The organism is Herbaspirillum chlorophenolicum (assembly GCF_001189955.1).
GTDB lineage: Bacteria > Pseudomonadota > Gammaproteobacteria > Burkholderiales > Burkholderiaceae_D > Herbaspirillum > Herbaspirillum chlorophenolicum.
Genome location: NZ_LFLT01000005.1, coordinates 99,428 through 115,049, shown reverse-complemented (window position 1 = coordinate 115,049; position 15,622 = coordinate 99,428). Strand labels below are relative to the sequence as shown.

General features: G+C 63.1%; 11 protein-coding genes. 4 read left to right on the top strand and 7 right to left on the bottom strand.

The features are described 5' to 3' along the window. From AKL28_RS05390 to AKL28_RS05380, 3 genes are all read right to left on the bottom strand, one after another. The gene (locus AKL28_RS05390; protein WP_050467035.1) at window positions 1–2,523 is read right to left on the bottom strand and encodes a branched-chain amino acid ABC transporter ATP-binding protein/permease; all 2,523 of its coding nucleotides are present in this window, start codon (window positions 2,521–2,523) and stop codon (window positions 1–3) included. A 10-nt stretch (window positions 2,524–2,533) separates the two neighbouring features. After that, window positions 2,534–3,409: a branched-chain amino acid ABC transporter permease gene (locus AKL28_RS05385; protein ID WP_050467034.1), complete on the bottom strand. Its 876-nt coding sequence runs from the start codon at window positions 3,407–3,409 to the stop codon at window positions 2,534–2,536. Between the two features lie 96 nt (window positions 3,410–3,505). Then, window positions 3,506–4,780 (bottom strand): ABC transporter substrate-binding protein, encoded by a 1,275-nt coding sequence (locus AKL28_RS05380; RefSeq protein WP_050467033.1) that lies wholly within the window; start codon window positions 4,778–4,780, stop codon window positions 3,506–3,508. 637 nt (window positions 4,781–5,417) lie between these two features. Between AKL28_RS05380 and AKL28_RS05375 the strand changes: the two genes are divergently transcribed. Next, window positions 5,418–6,122, top strand: a complete 705-nt coding sequence (locus tag AKL28_RS05375) for a GntR family transcriptional regulator (RefSeq protein WP_050467032.1) — start codon at window positions 5,418–5,420, stop codon at window positions 6,120–6,122. Between the two features lie 58 nt (window positions 6,123–6,180). Here the strand turns inward: AKL28_RS05375 and AKL28_RS05370 are convergent, their stop codons facing one another. Next, window positions 6,181–6,489, bottom strand: coding sequence for a hypothetical protein (locus tag AKL28_RS05370; protein ID WP_050467031.1), 309 nt, complete (start codon window positions 6,487–6,489; stop codon window positions 6,181–6,183). 271 nt (window positions 6,490–6,760) lie between these two features. Between AKL28_RS05370 and AKL28_RS05365 the strand changes: the two genes are divergently transcribed. Then, on the top strand, window positions 6,761–7,402 hold the full coding sequence (locus AKL28_RS05365; protein ID WP_050467030.1) for a DedA family protein: 642 nt from the start codon (window positions 6,761–6,763) through the stop codon (window positions 7,400–7,402). A 64-nt stretch (window positions 7,403–7,466) separates the two neighbouring features. On the opposite strand, the gene AKL28_RS05360 is transcribed toward AKL28_RS05365, so the two are convergent. Together AKL28_RS05360 and AKL28_RS05355 are read right to left on the bottom strand one after the other, a co-directional pair. Next, the gene (locus tag AKL28_RS05360; RefSeq protein ID WP_050467029.1) at window positions 7,467–8,585 is read right to left on the bottom strand and encodes an NADH:flavin oxidoreductase/NADH oxidase; all 1,119 of its coding nucleotides are present in this window, start codon (window positions 8,583–8,585) and stop codon (window positions 7,467–7,469) included. 127 nt (window positions 8,586–8,712) lie between these two features. Further along, window positions 8,713–10,533: an ABC transporter transmembrane domain-containing protein gene (locus AKL28_RS05355; RefSeq protein WP_050467028.1), complete on the bottom strand. Its 1,821-nt coding sequence runs from the start codon at window positions 10,531–10,533 to the stop codon at window positions 8,713–8,715. 343 nt (window positions 10,534–10,876) lie between these two features. Between AKL28_RS05355 and egtD the strand changes: the two genes are divergently transcribed. Beyond that, entirely contained in the window at window positions 10,877–11,860 is a 984-nt protein-coding gene (gene egtD, locus AKL28_RS05350) for an L-histidine N(alpha)-methyltransferase (protein WP_050467027.1), read from the top strand. A gap of 11 nt (window positions 11,861–11,871) precedes the next feature. Beyond that, a complete protein-coding gene (egtB, locus tag AKL28_RS05345) occupies window positions 11,872–13,200 on the top strand; it encodes an ergothioneine biosynthesis protein EgtB (protein WP_050467091.1) in 1,329 nt (442 codons plus the stop codon). A gap of 90 nt (window positions 13,201–13,290) precedes the next feature. Here egtB and leuA read toward each other — a convergent pair whose 3' ends face one another. Beyond that, the gene (gene leuA / locus AKL28_RS05340; RefSeq protein WP_050467026.1) at window positions 13,291–14,994 is read right to left on the bottom strand and encodes a 2-isopropylmalate synthase; all 1,704 of its coding nucleotides are present in this window, start codon (window positions 14,992–14,994) and stop codon (window positions 13,291–13,293) included. Window positions 14,995–15,622 lie beyond the last annotated feature (628 nt).

Here is a 15,622-nt window from a genome sequence, read left to right as displayed (position 1 = left end):
TTACAGCCAGAGAATTTTCTTGCGGTAGGTCAGGTCGGTCAGCAGCGGTTCGGCCGGACCGGTGTGGAACACCGCGCCGCGTTCCAGCGCGAATACGCGGTCGGCCAGCGCCAGCACCAGGTCGAGGTTGTGCTCGACGATGACGATGGAGACTTCGCTGCGCAGCTGGTCGAACACCGTGAACAGTTCCTGCACCACGGTCGGCGCCAGGCCTTCGAAGGGTTCGTCCAGCAGCAGCAGCTTGACGTTGCCCGACAGTGCACGCGCTACCGCCACCATTTGCTGCTCGCCGCCGGAGAGGAAGTCGGCGTGGGTGTGCAGGCGTTCCTTCAGGCGTGGGAAGTAATGCAGGATCTTTTCCTCGCTCCAGGCGACGCCGTCGCTGCTGTCGGTGTTACGCGCCAGGCGTCCCAGCGCCAGGTTCTCGGCCACCGTCATGCCGGCGAACAGGCCGCGGCCTTGCGGCACGTAGCCGATGCCCAGGCGCGCGATGTCGGGGGCGGACAGCCCGGCAATGTCGCGGCCGTTGTAGCGGATCGAGCCCGAGGCGGGTTTGAGCAAGCCGGTCAGTGCCTTCAGGAGCGTCGACTTGCCGGCGCCGTTACGGCCCAGCAGCGCCACGATCTCGCCCTGCCGCACTTCCAGCGTGGCGTCGTTGAGGATGTGGCTCTTGCCATAGAAGGCGTTGACCTGTTCGAAGGCCAGTAGTTGCGGCCGCTCCTGCGCATTGCCGGCGATGCGGCCGGTGACCGGTGGCGTGCCGTGGCCGGTGTAGATTTCCTGCACGCGGGTGTCGGCGCGCGCTTCGTCGGGCGTGCCGGCCATCAGCACGCTGCCCTGGTTCATCACGGTGACCTTGTGCGAGAAGCCGAGCACGCGGTCGATGTCGTGCTCGACGATCAGCACCGGGATATTGCTGGCGATGATCTTCACCAACCGCGATACGCGTTCGCGTTCGGCCGCGGCCAGGCCTGCCAGCGGTTCATCCATCAGCAGTACGTGCGGCTTGGAGCCGAGCGCGATGCCCAGGTCGACCAGGCGCTGGCCGCCATAGGAGAGCGCGCCGCCTTCGATCTCGTCGATGCCCTTCAGGCCGAGGAAGCGCATCAGCTCCTCGGTCTCGGCATGGATCTCGGGATAGCTGTCGATGTCCTTCCACATGTTGTAGCGCGAGCCGTGGCGCGCCTGCAGCGACAGCCTCAGGTTTTCGTAGATCGACAGGCCCTTGAACAGGTTAGTGATCTGGAACGAGCGCGCCAGCCCGCGCTGGCAGATCACGCTGGGCGGCAGGCCCTGGATCTCTTCACCGTTCAGTTTTACGGTGCCGCCGTTGGGGGCGAACATGCCGGATATGAGGTTGAAGGTGGTGGTCTTGCCGGCGCCATTGGGGCCGATCAGCGCGTGGATCTCACCGGCATGCAGCGCGATCTGCCCATTCTTCACCGCCTGGATGCCGCCGAAGCGGATCTCGATGTCACGGGCTTCCAGCACCAGGCCCTGTTGCGCCGGCGGTTGCAGGAAGGCCGGCAGCGGCAGGCCGTCGACGATCTGGCGCGCGCTCATGGCCGCGCCCACTTCGGGCGGCGGATTGAAGCGGCGGCGGATCTGCTGCCAGATGCCGACCAGGCCGGTGGGCGAGAACAGGATGAAGGCGACGAAGGCCAGGCCGAACCACAACAGCCAGTTCTCGGTCCAGATCGACAGGCATTCGCGGAACAGGATGTAGAACAGCGCGCCCAGCGCGGGGCCCAGGAAGCTGCGCATGCCGCCGATCACCACCATCGCCAGCAACTCGCCCGAGAAGGCCACCGAGGTCGGTTCGGCCGAGGCGAAACGGTGATGGAAGGCCAGCAGGGCGCCGGCCAGGCCGGTCACGCTGGCCGAGATGATGAACATCTGCAGCTTGTAGACGATGGTGGCGTAACCCTGGAAGCGTGCGCGCTGTTCGTTCTCTCGGATGGCCACGATGGTGTGGCCGAAGGGCGAGCGGATCAGGCGGTGCAGGCAGTACAGCACCAGCCAGGCAATCACGCTGAGGAAGGCCAGGTAAGGGATCGACTGGTCGAGGTCGATGCCCGCCACCACGGGACGCACCACGCCGCCCAGGCCGGATTCGCCGCCGGTGAAGTCGGTCCAGCGGAAGGCGATGGCGAAGGTCAGCGCCGATAGCGCCAGCGTCAGCAGCGAGAAGTAGACGCCGCGGCGGCGCAGGATCAGGAAGCCGATCACCGCCGCGCACACTGCGATGAAAGCGATGGTGAACAGCAGCGGCAGCACGATCTGGCCGGGGAACCAGTATTTCTGCGACAGCGCTGCGGCGTAAGCGCCCACGCCGAACCAGGCGCCATGGCCGAACGAGGTCAGGCCGGTGTAGCCGACCAGCAGGTTCAGGCCCATGGCGGCGATGGCGTAGATCACCACGTCGGTGGCCGAGGTAGTGGTCAGCCCCAGCAGTTGCAGGAGGAAGGGAACGACGACCAGCGCCAGTGCGCCGATCAGCAAGGGTTGGTATTTTTTGTTCATGATCCGCCTGTCATTCAAAACGTTCGATGCGCTCGCCCAACAGGCCGCGCGGACGGAAGATCAGCACCAGCAGCATCAGCAGGTACATCGAGGCTTCGCCGGCCGGCGCGTAGAACTGGATGGTGATGCCGCGCACCACGCCCACCAGCACGGCGGCCAGCACCACGCCCCAGAAGCTGCCGAGGCCGCCGATCACCACCACCACGAAGGCGGCGGTCATGATCTCGGCGCCCATGGCCGGGTGCACTCCCGAGATCGGGGCGAACAGCACGCCGGCCAGCGCCGCCAGGCCCACGCCCAGCATCACGATGGCAGTCATGTAAGGCTGCAGCTTGATGCCCAGCACTGCCACCATGTCGGGCTTTTGCACGCCGGCGCGCACCACGCGGCCGAACGAAGTCTTGTTCAGCAGCAGCCAGATCAGCGTCAGCGCCACCAGCACCGTGGCCAGCATCAGCAGGCGATACTTGGAGTACATGAAGTCGCCGATCATGATCTGCCCCTTGAGGGCGGGCGGAATCGAGGCCGGCAGCGGCGAAGCGCCCCAGACGATACGGATGACCTGCTCGGCCACCATCGCCAGGCCGAAGGTCAGCAGCAGGCCGAGGATGGGATCGGCGGAATAGAAACGGCGCAGCAGGAAGCGTTCGAACAGGATGCCCAGGAGCGCCACCAGCACCGGCGAGATCAGCAGTGCGCCGGTAAAGCCGAGGTGCTTGGTGATTTCCACGGCGAGGTAGGCGCCGATGGCGTAGAAGGCGCCGTGCGCCAGGTTGACGATGCCGCCCAGGCTGAAGATCAGCGACAGGCCCAGCGCGATCAGCAGGTAGTAGCCGCCGACCAGCAGGCCGTTGAGTATTTGTTCCAGCAGGAAAACGATTTGCATTGATGCTCCGATGAGGCGCGATTCAACTTCGTATCGGGAAAACGTGGCCCGCCGTTCCGGCGGAAACCGGAACGGCGGCGATAGTGCAACGGTGGTTCAGGTGAATTTGCAGGCGTTCTCCTGCATCGTCGGCGCGATCGATTCCAGCGATTCGTTCGGCCCCGGCACGGACGGGCCGAGCTGCAGGAAGTCCCACTGGTCCTTGGCACGGCCCTTGGGTTTGGGCGACAGCGTGTACATCTCTTGCAGCAACTGGTGGTCCCAGGCGCGGTAGGTTCCCTTGCGGGCCTTGAGCGCGTCGATGGGAGCCCCCTTTTCGAAGTACTCGATGAGCTTCATGGTATCGAGCGACTTGGTCTCGGTGATCGCTTGCACGACCGAGCGGAAGCACACGTACTCGCCCCAGGCCTGGTTTTCGGGCGGCTTGCCGTATTTCTTGATGAAGGCGGCAACGAAAGCCTTGGCCGAGGGCGCGTCGACATCGTGGTGCCAGGTGGTGGGCCAGGTACCGGCGAAGTTGTCGGCGCCCGCGCCCCATGCGGCCACGGTGTCGAAACCGAAGCCCGCCATGGGGAAGGGCAGGCCGAATTCGGAGTATTGCTTGATGAAGTTGGTGATCTGGTTGCCGGCCAGGTTGGAGATCACCAGGTCGGGCTTGGCCTGGCGGATCTTCAGCAGGTAGGGGCTGAAGTCGGTGGCGTCGGTGGGCACCAGCTCATCGTTGGCGATGGTGCCGCCATTGGCCGAGACGAAGATCTTGCCGGTGCGCAGCAAGTCGTGGCCGAAGGCATAGTCGGCGGTCAGCGCGTACAGCTTCTTGCCTTTGATCAGGCCGTTTTGCAGCAGGGTGCGGCCGCAGGCTTTGACATAGGTGGAGTTGGCCGCTTCGACGTGGAACATGAACTTGTTGCAGCTCTTGCCGCGCAGTTCGTCCGAGTTGCATCCGCTGTTCATGAACAGCTTCTTGTTGCGTTGGGCGACCTGGGCGATGCCCAATGCCGAGGCCGACGAAATCTCGCCGATCAGCACGGCCGCGCCGTCGCGCTCCAGCAGGCGTTGCGCCTTGGAGGAGGCGGTCGGCGGGTTGACCGAGTCTTCCGAGATCAGCGTGACCTGCCGTCCCAGGAGGCCGCCGGCCTTGTTCAGTTCTTCCACGGCGAGGTTCATGCTCATTACCGCGTACTCGCCCATCGGGCCGAGGAAACCGGTGCGCGGCGTCAGGTGGCCGATGATGATCTTGTCCGACTGGGCTTTCACAATCGCCGGGAAACCCAATGCCGAAGCGCCGACTGCGGCGGCGCCGGCTTTCAGGACGGTGCGGCGCTGGGGTGAGGCGATGCTGCTGCTGTCTTTGCTCTTGTCTTGCTCCATGTTGCGATCCTCCTAATGGTCCGGCCGGAACCGGTGTCTCGTGGGAACTGCTGTTTTGAGCGTTACGGCCGGACTGGCGCCGGCTTAGAACCTGTTCGGGATCTCGCCGGGGTTGTCCAAATGTCATTTCAGGCGGTCTGCGGCGTTGCAAAGCCTCGCCGGGCCACCGGCCCGGCTGCGTTTTGCGCCTTGCATCCCATCCTGAAATGACATCTGTCCAACTCCCGGCGAAATCCCGAACAGGTTCTTATTACGACAGCAGGACGCAACGGCGGGGGCATATCGCGGGTAAGGCAGGAGAGGAAGCAACGCCACCACGCATGCGCGGCGGCGCGCCATTCAGACGGACGATCTCCTTGGGGGCCTTCACCGCTGCGACATGGGTATGGGGATGTGGGGTGAAAACCTCATCCTGCCGCGCCGATCCGTTTTTTATTCTGCTGATGTCATTTATTTGACATGTGATCAAATGTATTCGATAGAATCTAAGGCGTCAACCGGGAGCGCAGGCGCATACTGCCCGGGATGGCTTTACCGCATCGTCCCGGAAGCCTTGTCCTTGCTGGCTGGCGGATCGGGAAGCCGGGGACGCGGCTATCGCCGCTGTATAATCCGCGAAAATTTTTCACCCATCATCATGGACCCGACCTTACTCGCCGACCTCTCCAACATGCGCAAGATCCAGCACGCCACGCTCTCCGAGCGCGTGTACCAGGACCTGTGCGAACTGATCCAGGCCGGCCAGGTGCGGCCGGGACAGAAGCTGACGCTCAAGGGCCTGTCCGATGCGCTGGGCACCAGCCCGATGCCGGTACGCGAAGCAGTGCGCCAGCTGGCTGCCGAAGGTGCGCTGGAGATTTTGCCCAACCGCGCCATGCGCGTGCCGTTGATGACCAAGGACAAGTTCCGCGAGCTGCTGAAGATCCGCCTGGCACTGGAAGGCTTGGCGGTGGAGCACGCCGCCGCCAACATCGGCAAGGATGGCTTGAAGGAAGTGGCGGAACTGCACGACAGCCTGTGCGTGGAGATGCATCGCAAGAAGCCCAACGTGGACGTGATCATCCGCCAGAACAAGGAGCTGCATTTCGCCGCTTACCAGGGCTCGGGCATGCCGACGCTGGTGGCGTTGATCGAAGGCTTATGGCTGCAGGTGGGGCCGGTGATCAACCTCGACTTGCGCGCCGGTTCGCGCCGCTTGTCTGAGGCGCCGGCATTGTTCCATCACGGGGTGCTGCTGAAAGGTTTGCAGGAAGGCTCGCCGGAAAAGGCGCGCGAAGGCCTCTCCGGCGATCTGTTGAGCGCCGCGCAAATGATCCTGGCGGGAGACGGCTTGCCCGATTGAGGTGGCGGGAGAGCGAAACGTCGCCGCTCCTTCCTGTGACGCGATTCAAGTCCTGGTCTCAAGGCCGGTTGTCGAGATCATAGGTGGCGCGCAGCATCGCTTTGCGGCGTTCCAGTTGCTGTTTGCGTTGGGCGCGTTCCTTGAGCTTGTCCGGATTGGCGCGCATGCCGTAGCCGAAGGCCAGCAGCACCGCCGACAGCGGCAACAGCGCCACGGCAGCCGCCAGCAGGTCCATGTTGGCGCGTTGCAGGATGTCGCGCAGGGTGCCCGAGAATACGCAGGCCAGCATCGTCACTCCAATCGCTGCGCCGGTCATCGGCAGGGCATCGAGGGTCTTGTCCAGCATTGTCAGAAGTTTGCTTTTCATGATCAGCTCCAGTTGGTCCGAAAGGAAAGAAGGCTCGCCATCACGGCAGCGTCGCCGCTTGCATCAGGTATCGGAAGATAGCCGGACAACTTGCGGGGGCAGGCCGGTAAAGAAACGTAAGATTGCGTGGGGGCGGCTTTGCAAACCTGAAGGGCGGCTGAATGCCGTGTCGCGGGCGGCCATGCGGGGAGAAGATGTTGCGCGGCACAAGGAATGGCGGGTCCCGGGTGGGCTGTTGGTACAATGCCATTTTTCTCTTCAACCGGGCGTCATGGATATCCTTCTGTTTCTTGTCGACTTTATCGTTCACATCGACCGCCACCTGGCGGAACTGGCGGTGTCCTACGGACCCTGGCTGTTCCTGATCCTGTTCCTGATCATCTTTTGCGAAACCGGCCTGGTGGTTACCCCGATCCTCCCCGGCGATTCGCTGCTGTTCGTGACCGGTGCGCTGGCCGCGACCGGCGCTTACGATATCCACCTGATGGCACTGACCCTGATCGTGGCCGCCATCCTCGGCGACAGCACCAACTACCAGATCGGGAAGATGGTGGGCGTGAAGGTATTCGACAATCCGAACTCGCGGATTTTCAAGAAGGAATATCTGGACAAGACGCATGCCTTCTTTGAGAAGCACGGCGGCAAGGCCATCATCATCGCCCGCTTCGCGCCCATCGTGCGCACCTTCGCACCGTTTGTGGCCGGCGTGGGCGCGATGACCTATCCCAAGTTCTTCATGTACAACGTGGTGGGGGGTATCGCCTGGGTGGCCAGCTTTTCATACGCAGGCTATTTCTTCGGCAACCTGCCCATCGTCAAGAAGAACCTGAGCTTGCTGATCGTGGCGATTGTGATCCTGTCCATCCTGCCGGGCATCATCGAATATTTCCGTCAGCGCCGCCGTCCCGGATGAGGCTGGCTGCAGCAATAAAAAAACCACCGTGTAAAAACGGTGGTTTTTTTTCGGCGGTACCTGATCAGTCCAGTTCGATGCCGTAGTCCACATCCGGGCGCAGCGGCGTCTTGCTCGACGCGGCCCGAACATATTGCGGCGGCCACGCCACGTTCTCGCGCAACTGGTCGGCGGCATGCAGCGGCCAATAGGGATCGCGCAGCAGTTCGCGCGCCAGCAGCACCAGGTCGGCCTGGCCGGTGCGCAGCACGTGCTCGGCCTGGATGGCGTCGGTGATCATGCCCACGGTGCCGGTGGCGATTTGGGCTTCAGTCTTTACGCGTGCGGCGAATTCGGTCTGGTAGCCGGGGCCGACCGGGATGGTGGCGCTGGGCAGGTTGCCGCCGCTGGAGACGTCGATCAGGTCGACGCCCAGTTCGCGCAGGCGGGCCGACAGCGCTACCGTTTCGTCCGGCGTCCAGCCGCCTTCGGCCCAGTCGGTGGCCGACAGGCGCACGAACAGCGGCAGTTCGTCAGGCCATGCCGCGCGCACCGCAGTGGTCACTTCAAGCAGGAAGCGGATGCGGTTCTCGAACGAACCGCCGTACCGGTCGGTGCGCTTGTTGCTGAAGGGGGAGAGGAATTCATGGCCGAGGTAGCCGTGTGCGCCATGCAGTTCGACTATCTTGAAACCGGCCTTGCGCGCCCGCGTGGCGGCATCGGCAAAGGCCTGCACCAGGCCCTTGATTTCATCGACGGTCAGCGCATGCGGTTCGGTGTAGGTGGTATCGAACGCGACCGCCGATGGCCCCACCGGCAGCCAGCCGCCTTCGGCGACCGGCACGCTGCCGGGCGTGCCGTCCCAGGGCCGCAAGGCGCTGGCCTTGCGGCCGGCGTGCGCCAACTGTACGCCCGGTACCGAGCCTTGCAGCTCGATGAAGCGGGTGATGCGTTGCAGGGGGGCGATATGCTCATCTTTCCAGATGCCCAGGTCGGCCGAGGTGATGCGGCCTTCCGCCACCACTGCGGTGGCCTCCAGGATCACGGTGCCGGCGCCGCCGACGGCGCGGCTGCCCAGGTGCACCAGATGCCAGTCGTTGGCGAAACCGTCTTGCGACGAGTACTGGCACATCGGCGAGACTGCGATGCGGTTGGGCAGGGTGACACCACGCAAGCTCAGTGGCGAAAACAGTTTGCTGCTCATCGGATTGCTCCTGTTGTTGGCTGGTTTTTGTGTTGTGTCTGGTTGGAGCAGGCAGTCTATTGGATTTTCAGGAAACGCGTTGATGGGTGCTTTTCATCCGCCGCCTTGGCGGACGCCGGGGCCGATGTCATTGCACATTGAACTGCAATGCAGCCAGGCTGGCATACAGCCCATTGCGCGCGATCAGTTCGGCGTGCGTGCCGGTCTCCACGATATGCCCATGCTCCAGCACGATGATGCGGTCGGCGCTTTGCACTGTCGCCAGGCGGTGCGCGATGACGAGCGTGGTGCGGCCGACCATGGCCGCTTCCAGCGCCACCTGCACCAGCCGTTCCGATTCGGCGTCGAGTGCGCTGGTGGCTTCATCCAGCAACAGCAGCGGCGGGTTCTTCAGCAGTGCGCGGGCGATTGCGATGCGCTGGCGCTGGCCGCCGGACAGGCGCACGCCGCGTTCGCCGAGGAAGCTGTCATAGCCATCAGGTAAACGCTCGACGAACTCATGTGCGGCCGCCATCTGGGCTGCGGCGATCACTTCGGCATCGCTGGCGCCGGGGCGGCCGAAGCGGATGTTTTCCATCGCGTTGGCGGAGAAGATCACGGTGTCTTGCGGCACGATGCCGATGGCGCCGCGCAGGTCCTGCAGCGTCAGGAGGCGGATGTCGACGCCATCCAGCCTGATCGTGCCTTGCTGCGGATCGTAGAAGCGCAGCAGCAGTTGGAACAGCGTGGTCTTGCCTGCGCCGGAAGGGCCGACCACGGCGACCGTTTCGCCCGGTGCGATCTGCAGCGACAGTTGCGAGAGGGAATTGCTGCCCGGACGGGAAGGGTAATGGAAATCGAGGCTGGAGATTTCCAGTGACGCACCGTTAGCGGTGCGCGGCGGCAACTGTTCCGGCAGCAGCACCGATTGCACCGGCGACTGCGCCGCCAGCAGGTCGAGCAGGCGTTCGGTGGCGCCGGCGGCGCGCTGGGCGTCGCCCATCACTTCCGACAGCGCGCCCAGCGAGCCCGCCACCAGCGATGCATACAGGATGAACTGGCCGAGTTCGCCGCCGCTCATGCTGCCTTGCATGACCGAGTGCGCGCCCAGCCACAACACGAACACGATGGCGCCGAACACCAGCAGGATGGCCACCACGGTCAGCACCGAGCGGGCACGGATGCGTTCCATGGCGGTCTCGAAAGCGCGTTCGACCGAACCGCCGAAGCGTTCCGCCTCGATTTCTTCGTGGGTGAAGGCCTGTACGGTCGGCATGGCGTTGAGGATCTCGCCGGCCATGGCCGAAGCGTCAGCCACGCGGTCTTGCGAGGCGCGCGAGAGCTTGCGCACGCGGCGGCCGTAGAACACGATCGGCAGCACCACTGCCGCCAGCATGACGATGATGATGGAGGTCAGCTTGGCGCTGGTGATGAACAGCATCGCCAGTCCGCCCAGGAACAGCAGCGCGTTGCGCAGCGCCATCGAGATGCTGGTGCCGACCAGCGCCTGGATCAGCGTGGTATCGGTGGTCAGGCGCGAGAGCACTTCGCCGGTCTTGGTGGTTTCGAAGAACTCCGGGCTTTGCAGCACCACGTGTGCATAGACCGCGCGGCGCAGGTCCGCCGTCACGCGTTCGCCCAGCCACGACACCATGTAGAAGCGCAGCGCCGTGGCCACGCCCAGCACGCAAGCCACGCCGAACAGCGCCAGGAAATACAGGTTGATGTGGGAAGCGTTCTTGTCGCCGGTGGCGCCGAAGCCGAGGTCGATCATCTGCTTGAATGCATACGGCACCGCCAGCGTGGCGCCGGCCGCCACCAGCAGCGCCAGGCCGGCCAGCAGGAACTGCTTCTTGTAGGGCGTGAGGAAGGGCATCAACCCACGCAGCGCTGCCAGGGTACTTTTTCTTGCTGTGGAGGAAAGGTCGGTGGTGTCGCTGGCGGCGGATGAGCTTGGCGTTGATGGCATGTTCTTGGTGTATGTTGTTGATGCGGCAAGGCGGCGCATGGAGGTCAACGGAAACTTGCCGTTTCGTTCACTTTAGCTTGCCGGCGTGAAAATCTTTGATGCGGGTTGAACCACTGCGGTGCGGCTAAGTCGATAGCTTCATAAGTATATTCGGCTAGTTCATAAGCCATTGCCTCCGGCATTGCATGATTTGCATGTCCGGAGGCGGCACGGAAGTGTAGCGTAGAGTTTCACTATGCATATTGCTTCGGCCAAAGGCCCTGCTACAGTAGTGCCTGCAGCGCTCTGGATCCGGATCGTCACACAGTCTTATCCACACAGCATCTAAGGCAAGGAGACCAGCTTGGCTCAACTCGCTCGATTGATCCGAAGGCCCTGGCAGCAGACCCCGGAAGACTGGGAGATCCGCTCAGAACTCGAGGCCGGCCTGATGGCGCAAGATGCTGCCATTTCCCCGAAGTATTTTTACGATCCGCTGGGCAGCAAGCTGTTCGAAGCCATCTGCGAGTTGCCGGAATACTATCCCACCCGCACCGAGGCGGCCATCTTCGAGCAGCATGCGGATGACATTGCCGCTGCCATCGGCACCGGCGTCACGCTGGTCGACCTGGGCGCGGGCAACTGTGCCAAGGCGGCCCGGCTGTTTCCCACGCTGAAACCGCGCCAGTATGTGCCGATCGATATCTCCGCCGAATTCCTGCGCGAGGCGGTGGCCGGGCTGCGGCAAAAATTCCCCGATATTCCCATGCATGAGGTGGCGATGGATTTCTCCGCCGGCCTCGAGCTGCCGGCGACCGTGAGCCGCGACCGCCGGCTGTTCTTCTATCCGGGCTCGTCGCTGGGCAACTTCGATGCGCAACAGGCGCTGGCTTTTCTGCGCCGCATGCGCCACGCGCTGCAGATCGGCGAGGCCGGCGGCGTACTGCTGGGGCTGGATCTGGTCAAGGATGCCGATGTGCTCGACGCCGCCTACGATGACGAGCTGGGTGTGACGGCCGCTTTCAACCTCAATCTGCTCAACCATGTGAACCGGCTGCTGGGCACCGATTTCAACGCGCGCGACTGGCAGCATGTGGGCTTTTACAACGCTGCGCGGCAGCGGGTGGAAATGCACCTGGAGGCGCGCCACGACCTGATTGTGCACTGGGATGGCGGGCACCGTGCCTTCCTTCGGGGCGAACGCATCCATACCGAGAACAGCCACAAGTTCAGGCAGCAGGATATCCACGACCTGCTGGAACAGGCCGGCTTCGGCGAAGTCAGGATGTGGTGCGACGCGCAGCGCTGGTTCGCGGTGTGCCATGCGCGGGTGCGTTCAAACGTTTGACGGGAATCATCATGCGCAATGAAACCGGAGTTGCCGATGCGGCCATGGACGCCGCCATCGATGCGGTGATCGACGCCGCCATCCAGGAGGTGAACCATCGCGCGCACGGCCGTATGAGCGACCGCTTCCGCCGTGTGCGCCGGCAATCGCAGGCGATTGCCGAACCGTTATCGGTCGAGGACTGTTGCGTGCAGTCGATGCCGGATGCCAGCCCGATCAAGTGGCACCTCGCGCATGCCACCTGGTTCTTCGAGACCTTCATCCTGGAGCGGTTCGAAGACGGTTTCCGCGCTTTCCATCCGCAGTTCCGCATGCTCTACAACTCGTATTACGAAGGCGTTGGCGACAAATTCCCGCGCCCGCAGCGCGGACTGCTGACGCGGCCTTCGCTGGACGAGGTGCAGGCTTATCGCGCCGATATCGACCATCGCATGCTGCTGCTGATCGATGCGCTGGAAGCAGGCGAGGATGCGGCAAGCGCAGGGCATCAACGCTTGCATGCGCATCTCGCCGAATTCATGGAGTTGCTGGAACTTGGTTTGCAGCATGAGCAGCAGCACCAGGAGCTGATGCTGACCGACATCAAGCATCTGCTCTCCCTCAATCCGTTGAAACCGGCGTATCAGGAGATGCCGGAGTCCTTGCGCATCGCTGCACCGGTCCAATTGCCGCTGGACTGGCATCGCATCGGGGCCGGGGTGGTGGAGATCGGCCACGCCGGACCGGGCTTCTGCTTCGACAATGAAAAGCCGCGCCATCGGCAATTTGTCGAGGCCTACCAGTGCGCTTCGCGGCTGGTGAATAACGCCGAGTACCGTGCCTTTATCGAAGCGGGCGGTTACCGGGATGCATCGCTGTGGCTGTCCGAAGGCTGGGAGTGGAAGCGGCAGCTCAAGCTGGAATATCCGATCTATTGGCAATGCGACGAAGCCGGCGGCTGGCGTGAATTCACCGAGTACGGCCTGCAGCCGCTGGAGCCGTATCGTGCCGCCGTGCACTTGTCTTATTACGAAGCCGATGCCTATGCGCGCTGGGCCGGTGCACGGTTGCTGACGGAGGCCGAATGGGAGCACGCCGCCGGCCGCCTGCAAGGGCGAGGCCGCGAATTCTTCGGCGTGGCCTGGCAATGGACCAGCAGCAGCTATGCGCCGTATGCCGGCTACGTGGCGCCGGCAGGCGCCGTGGGCGAGTACAACGGCAAGTTCATGGTGAACCAGTACGTTTTGCGCGGCTCTTCCAGCGCCACGCCGTTGAATCATGCACGCCTGACTTATCGCAACTTCTTCCCGGCCTATGCGCGCTGGCAGGCCACCGGCATCCGGTTGGCGCGCGCAGGCTGAAACGGGCGGGCCAGAAATGAAAAAACGCCGGCGGATAGGCCGGCGTTCTTATTGGGGAGCAACGCCGGGATCGCCGGCGGTTTTCCTTGATCAGGCTGCCTTGGCTTGCGAGGAAGCGCCCTGGTTGGCGCTTTCGCCGATGGCGATCTGGCGGTTGATGGCGCTGATCACCGCCTTGAAGGAAGCGGTCACGATGTTGGCATCGATGCCAACGCCGAAGCCGGTTGGCGCTTCGTTCAGGCGCAGTTCGATGTAGCTGGCTGCCTTCGCATCGGCGCCGGCGCCGATGGCGTGCTCATGGAAGTCCATCAGCTTGATGTCCAGGCCCAGTGCATGCACGAAGGCGTCGATCGGGCCGTTGCCGCTGCCGCGCACAGTGGCGCTCTGGCCGTTGCGCACGATATCGACTTCGATGTTGATCGACTCCGCCTTGGACGAATCTTCCGTCATACGGTGGGCGCGGTAGACGTAGGGCTCGGTACGCTCCAGGTATTCACGCGTGAAGATGTTGTAGATGTCGGAGGCGTTGATTTCCTTGCCGGTGGCATCGGCCTCGCGCTGGATGGCGCGCGAGAATTCGATCTGCAGGCGGCGCGGCAGGGCCAGGCCGTATTCCTGTTCCAGCAGGTAAGCCATGCCGCCCTTGCCGGACTGGCTGTTGACGCGGATCACGGCGTCGTAGCTGCGGCCCAGGTCGGCCGGGTCGATCGGCAGGTAAGGCACTTCCCAGATGGCGTCGGGCTGCTGCTTGGCGAAACCCTTCTTGATCGCATCCTGGTGCGAGCCGGAGAAGGCGGTGAAGACCAGGTCGCCGACGTACGGATGGCGCGGGTGTACCGGGATCTGGTTGCACTCTTCGACCACCTGGCGCACCACGTCGATGTCGGAGAAGTCCAGGCCCGGGTTGACGCCCTGGGTGTACAGGTTCAGCGCCAGGGTCACCAGGTCGACGTTGCCGGTGCGCTCGCCGTTGCCGAACAGGCAGCCTTCGACACGATCGGCGCCGGCCATGACGGCCAGTTCGGCCGAGGCGACGGCGGTGCCGCGGTCATTGTGCGGGTGCACGGAGATGATGGCGGAGTCGCGGTGCTTCAGGTTGCGGCACATCCATTCGATCTGGTCGGCGTAGACGTTGGGGGTGCTGCACTCGACGGTGGAGGGCAGGTTCAGGATAATTTTGCGGTTCGGTGTGGCGCCCCAGGTTTCGCAGACGGCGTCGCAGATGTCCTTGGAGAAATCCAGTTCGGTGGTGCTGAAGGACTCGGGCGAGTATTCGAAGCGCCATTGGGTTTCCGGACGGGCGTCGGTCAATTCCTTGACCAAGCGGGTACCGGTGACGGCGATGTTCTTGATCTCGTCGCGCGACATGTTGAAGACGATCTTGCGGAACGCCGGCGCCACCGAGTTGTACAGGTGGACGATGGCCTTCTTGGCGCCGGCCAGCGATTCGACTGTGCGGCGGATCAGCTCTTCGCGCGACTGGGTCAGCACGATGATGGTGACGTCGTCGGGGATGCGGTTCTCTTCGATCAGCTTGCGCACGAAATCGAAGTCGGTCTGCGAGGCGGAAGGGAAACCGACTTCGATTTCCTTCAGGCCGGTTTTCAGCAGCAATTCGAAGAAGCGCAGTTTGCGCTCGGCGTTCATCGGTTCGATCAGGGCCTGGTTGCCGTCGCGCAGGTCGGTGCTCATCCAGATCGGCGGGGTGTCGATGACCTTGCTGGGCCAGGTGCGGTTAGGCAGGTCGATGGCGGCGAAGGCGCGGTACTTGGTGGCTGGGTTGTTTAACATCATGATGAACCTCTTTGGTCTCGGTGATTCGTGGAATGCTTGAAAACGGTGTCTGATGTGGCGATCGGGTTGCCTGGCTGCCACTCACGCATGGCCAGGCAACCCGTCATAGAGCCAGAAGCGGGATCTCCGGGCGCAGGCAGGCGCCGGCTGCGGCAGGTACGTATGCGGTGCAGGTTGTGATCGGCTTGGAATGCATGATCGCTTCGCTTCATATTGCGGCAACCGCTGGAAAACGCGCTGCTGCTGGTTGGTACTGCTCGGTACTGCCGGATTGATTTTTGTGTGCCGTTTTCGTGTGTCGGTATGCGTGGACCCAGCGAACTTCGGCGGAAAAACGGATTAGCGCGAGGCTAGTAGTAGCGACACTGGTAGCAACGCTAGCAGGGCGCTGGCGCTGTTCAGTAGTAGGAGGAATTTTGCTGCGGAAGTCATTCGACGAATGTAGAAGATTGCTCTCGGGCTTGTCAAGCGCTATCTTCTTTGCAAGCGTAAATGCATTCCGCCCTGCAAACTATTTGTTGTTAGAATCGCCAATTAATTACCGGCTGGTCATTAAGGGTCAATATTTGCAAGAAGGAAATTATTGCGGCCATTGAACGCCAAACGCCGATTTCGCTCAAAATGGGGC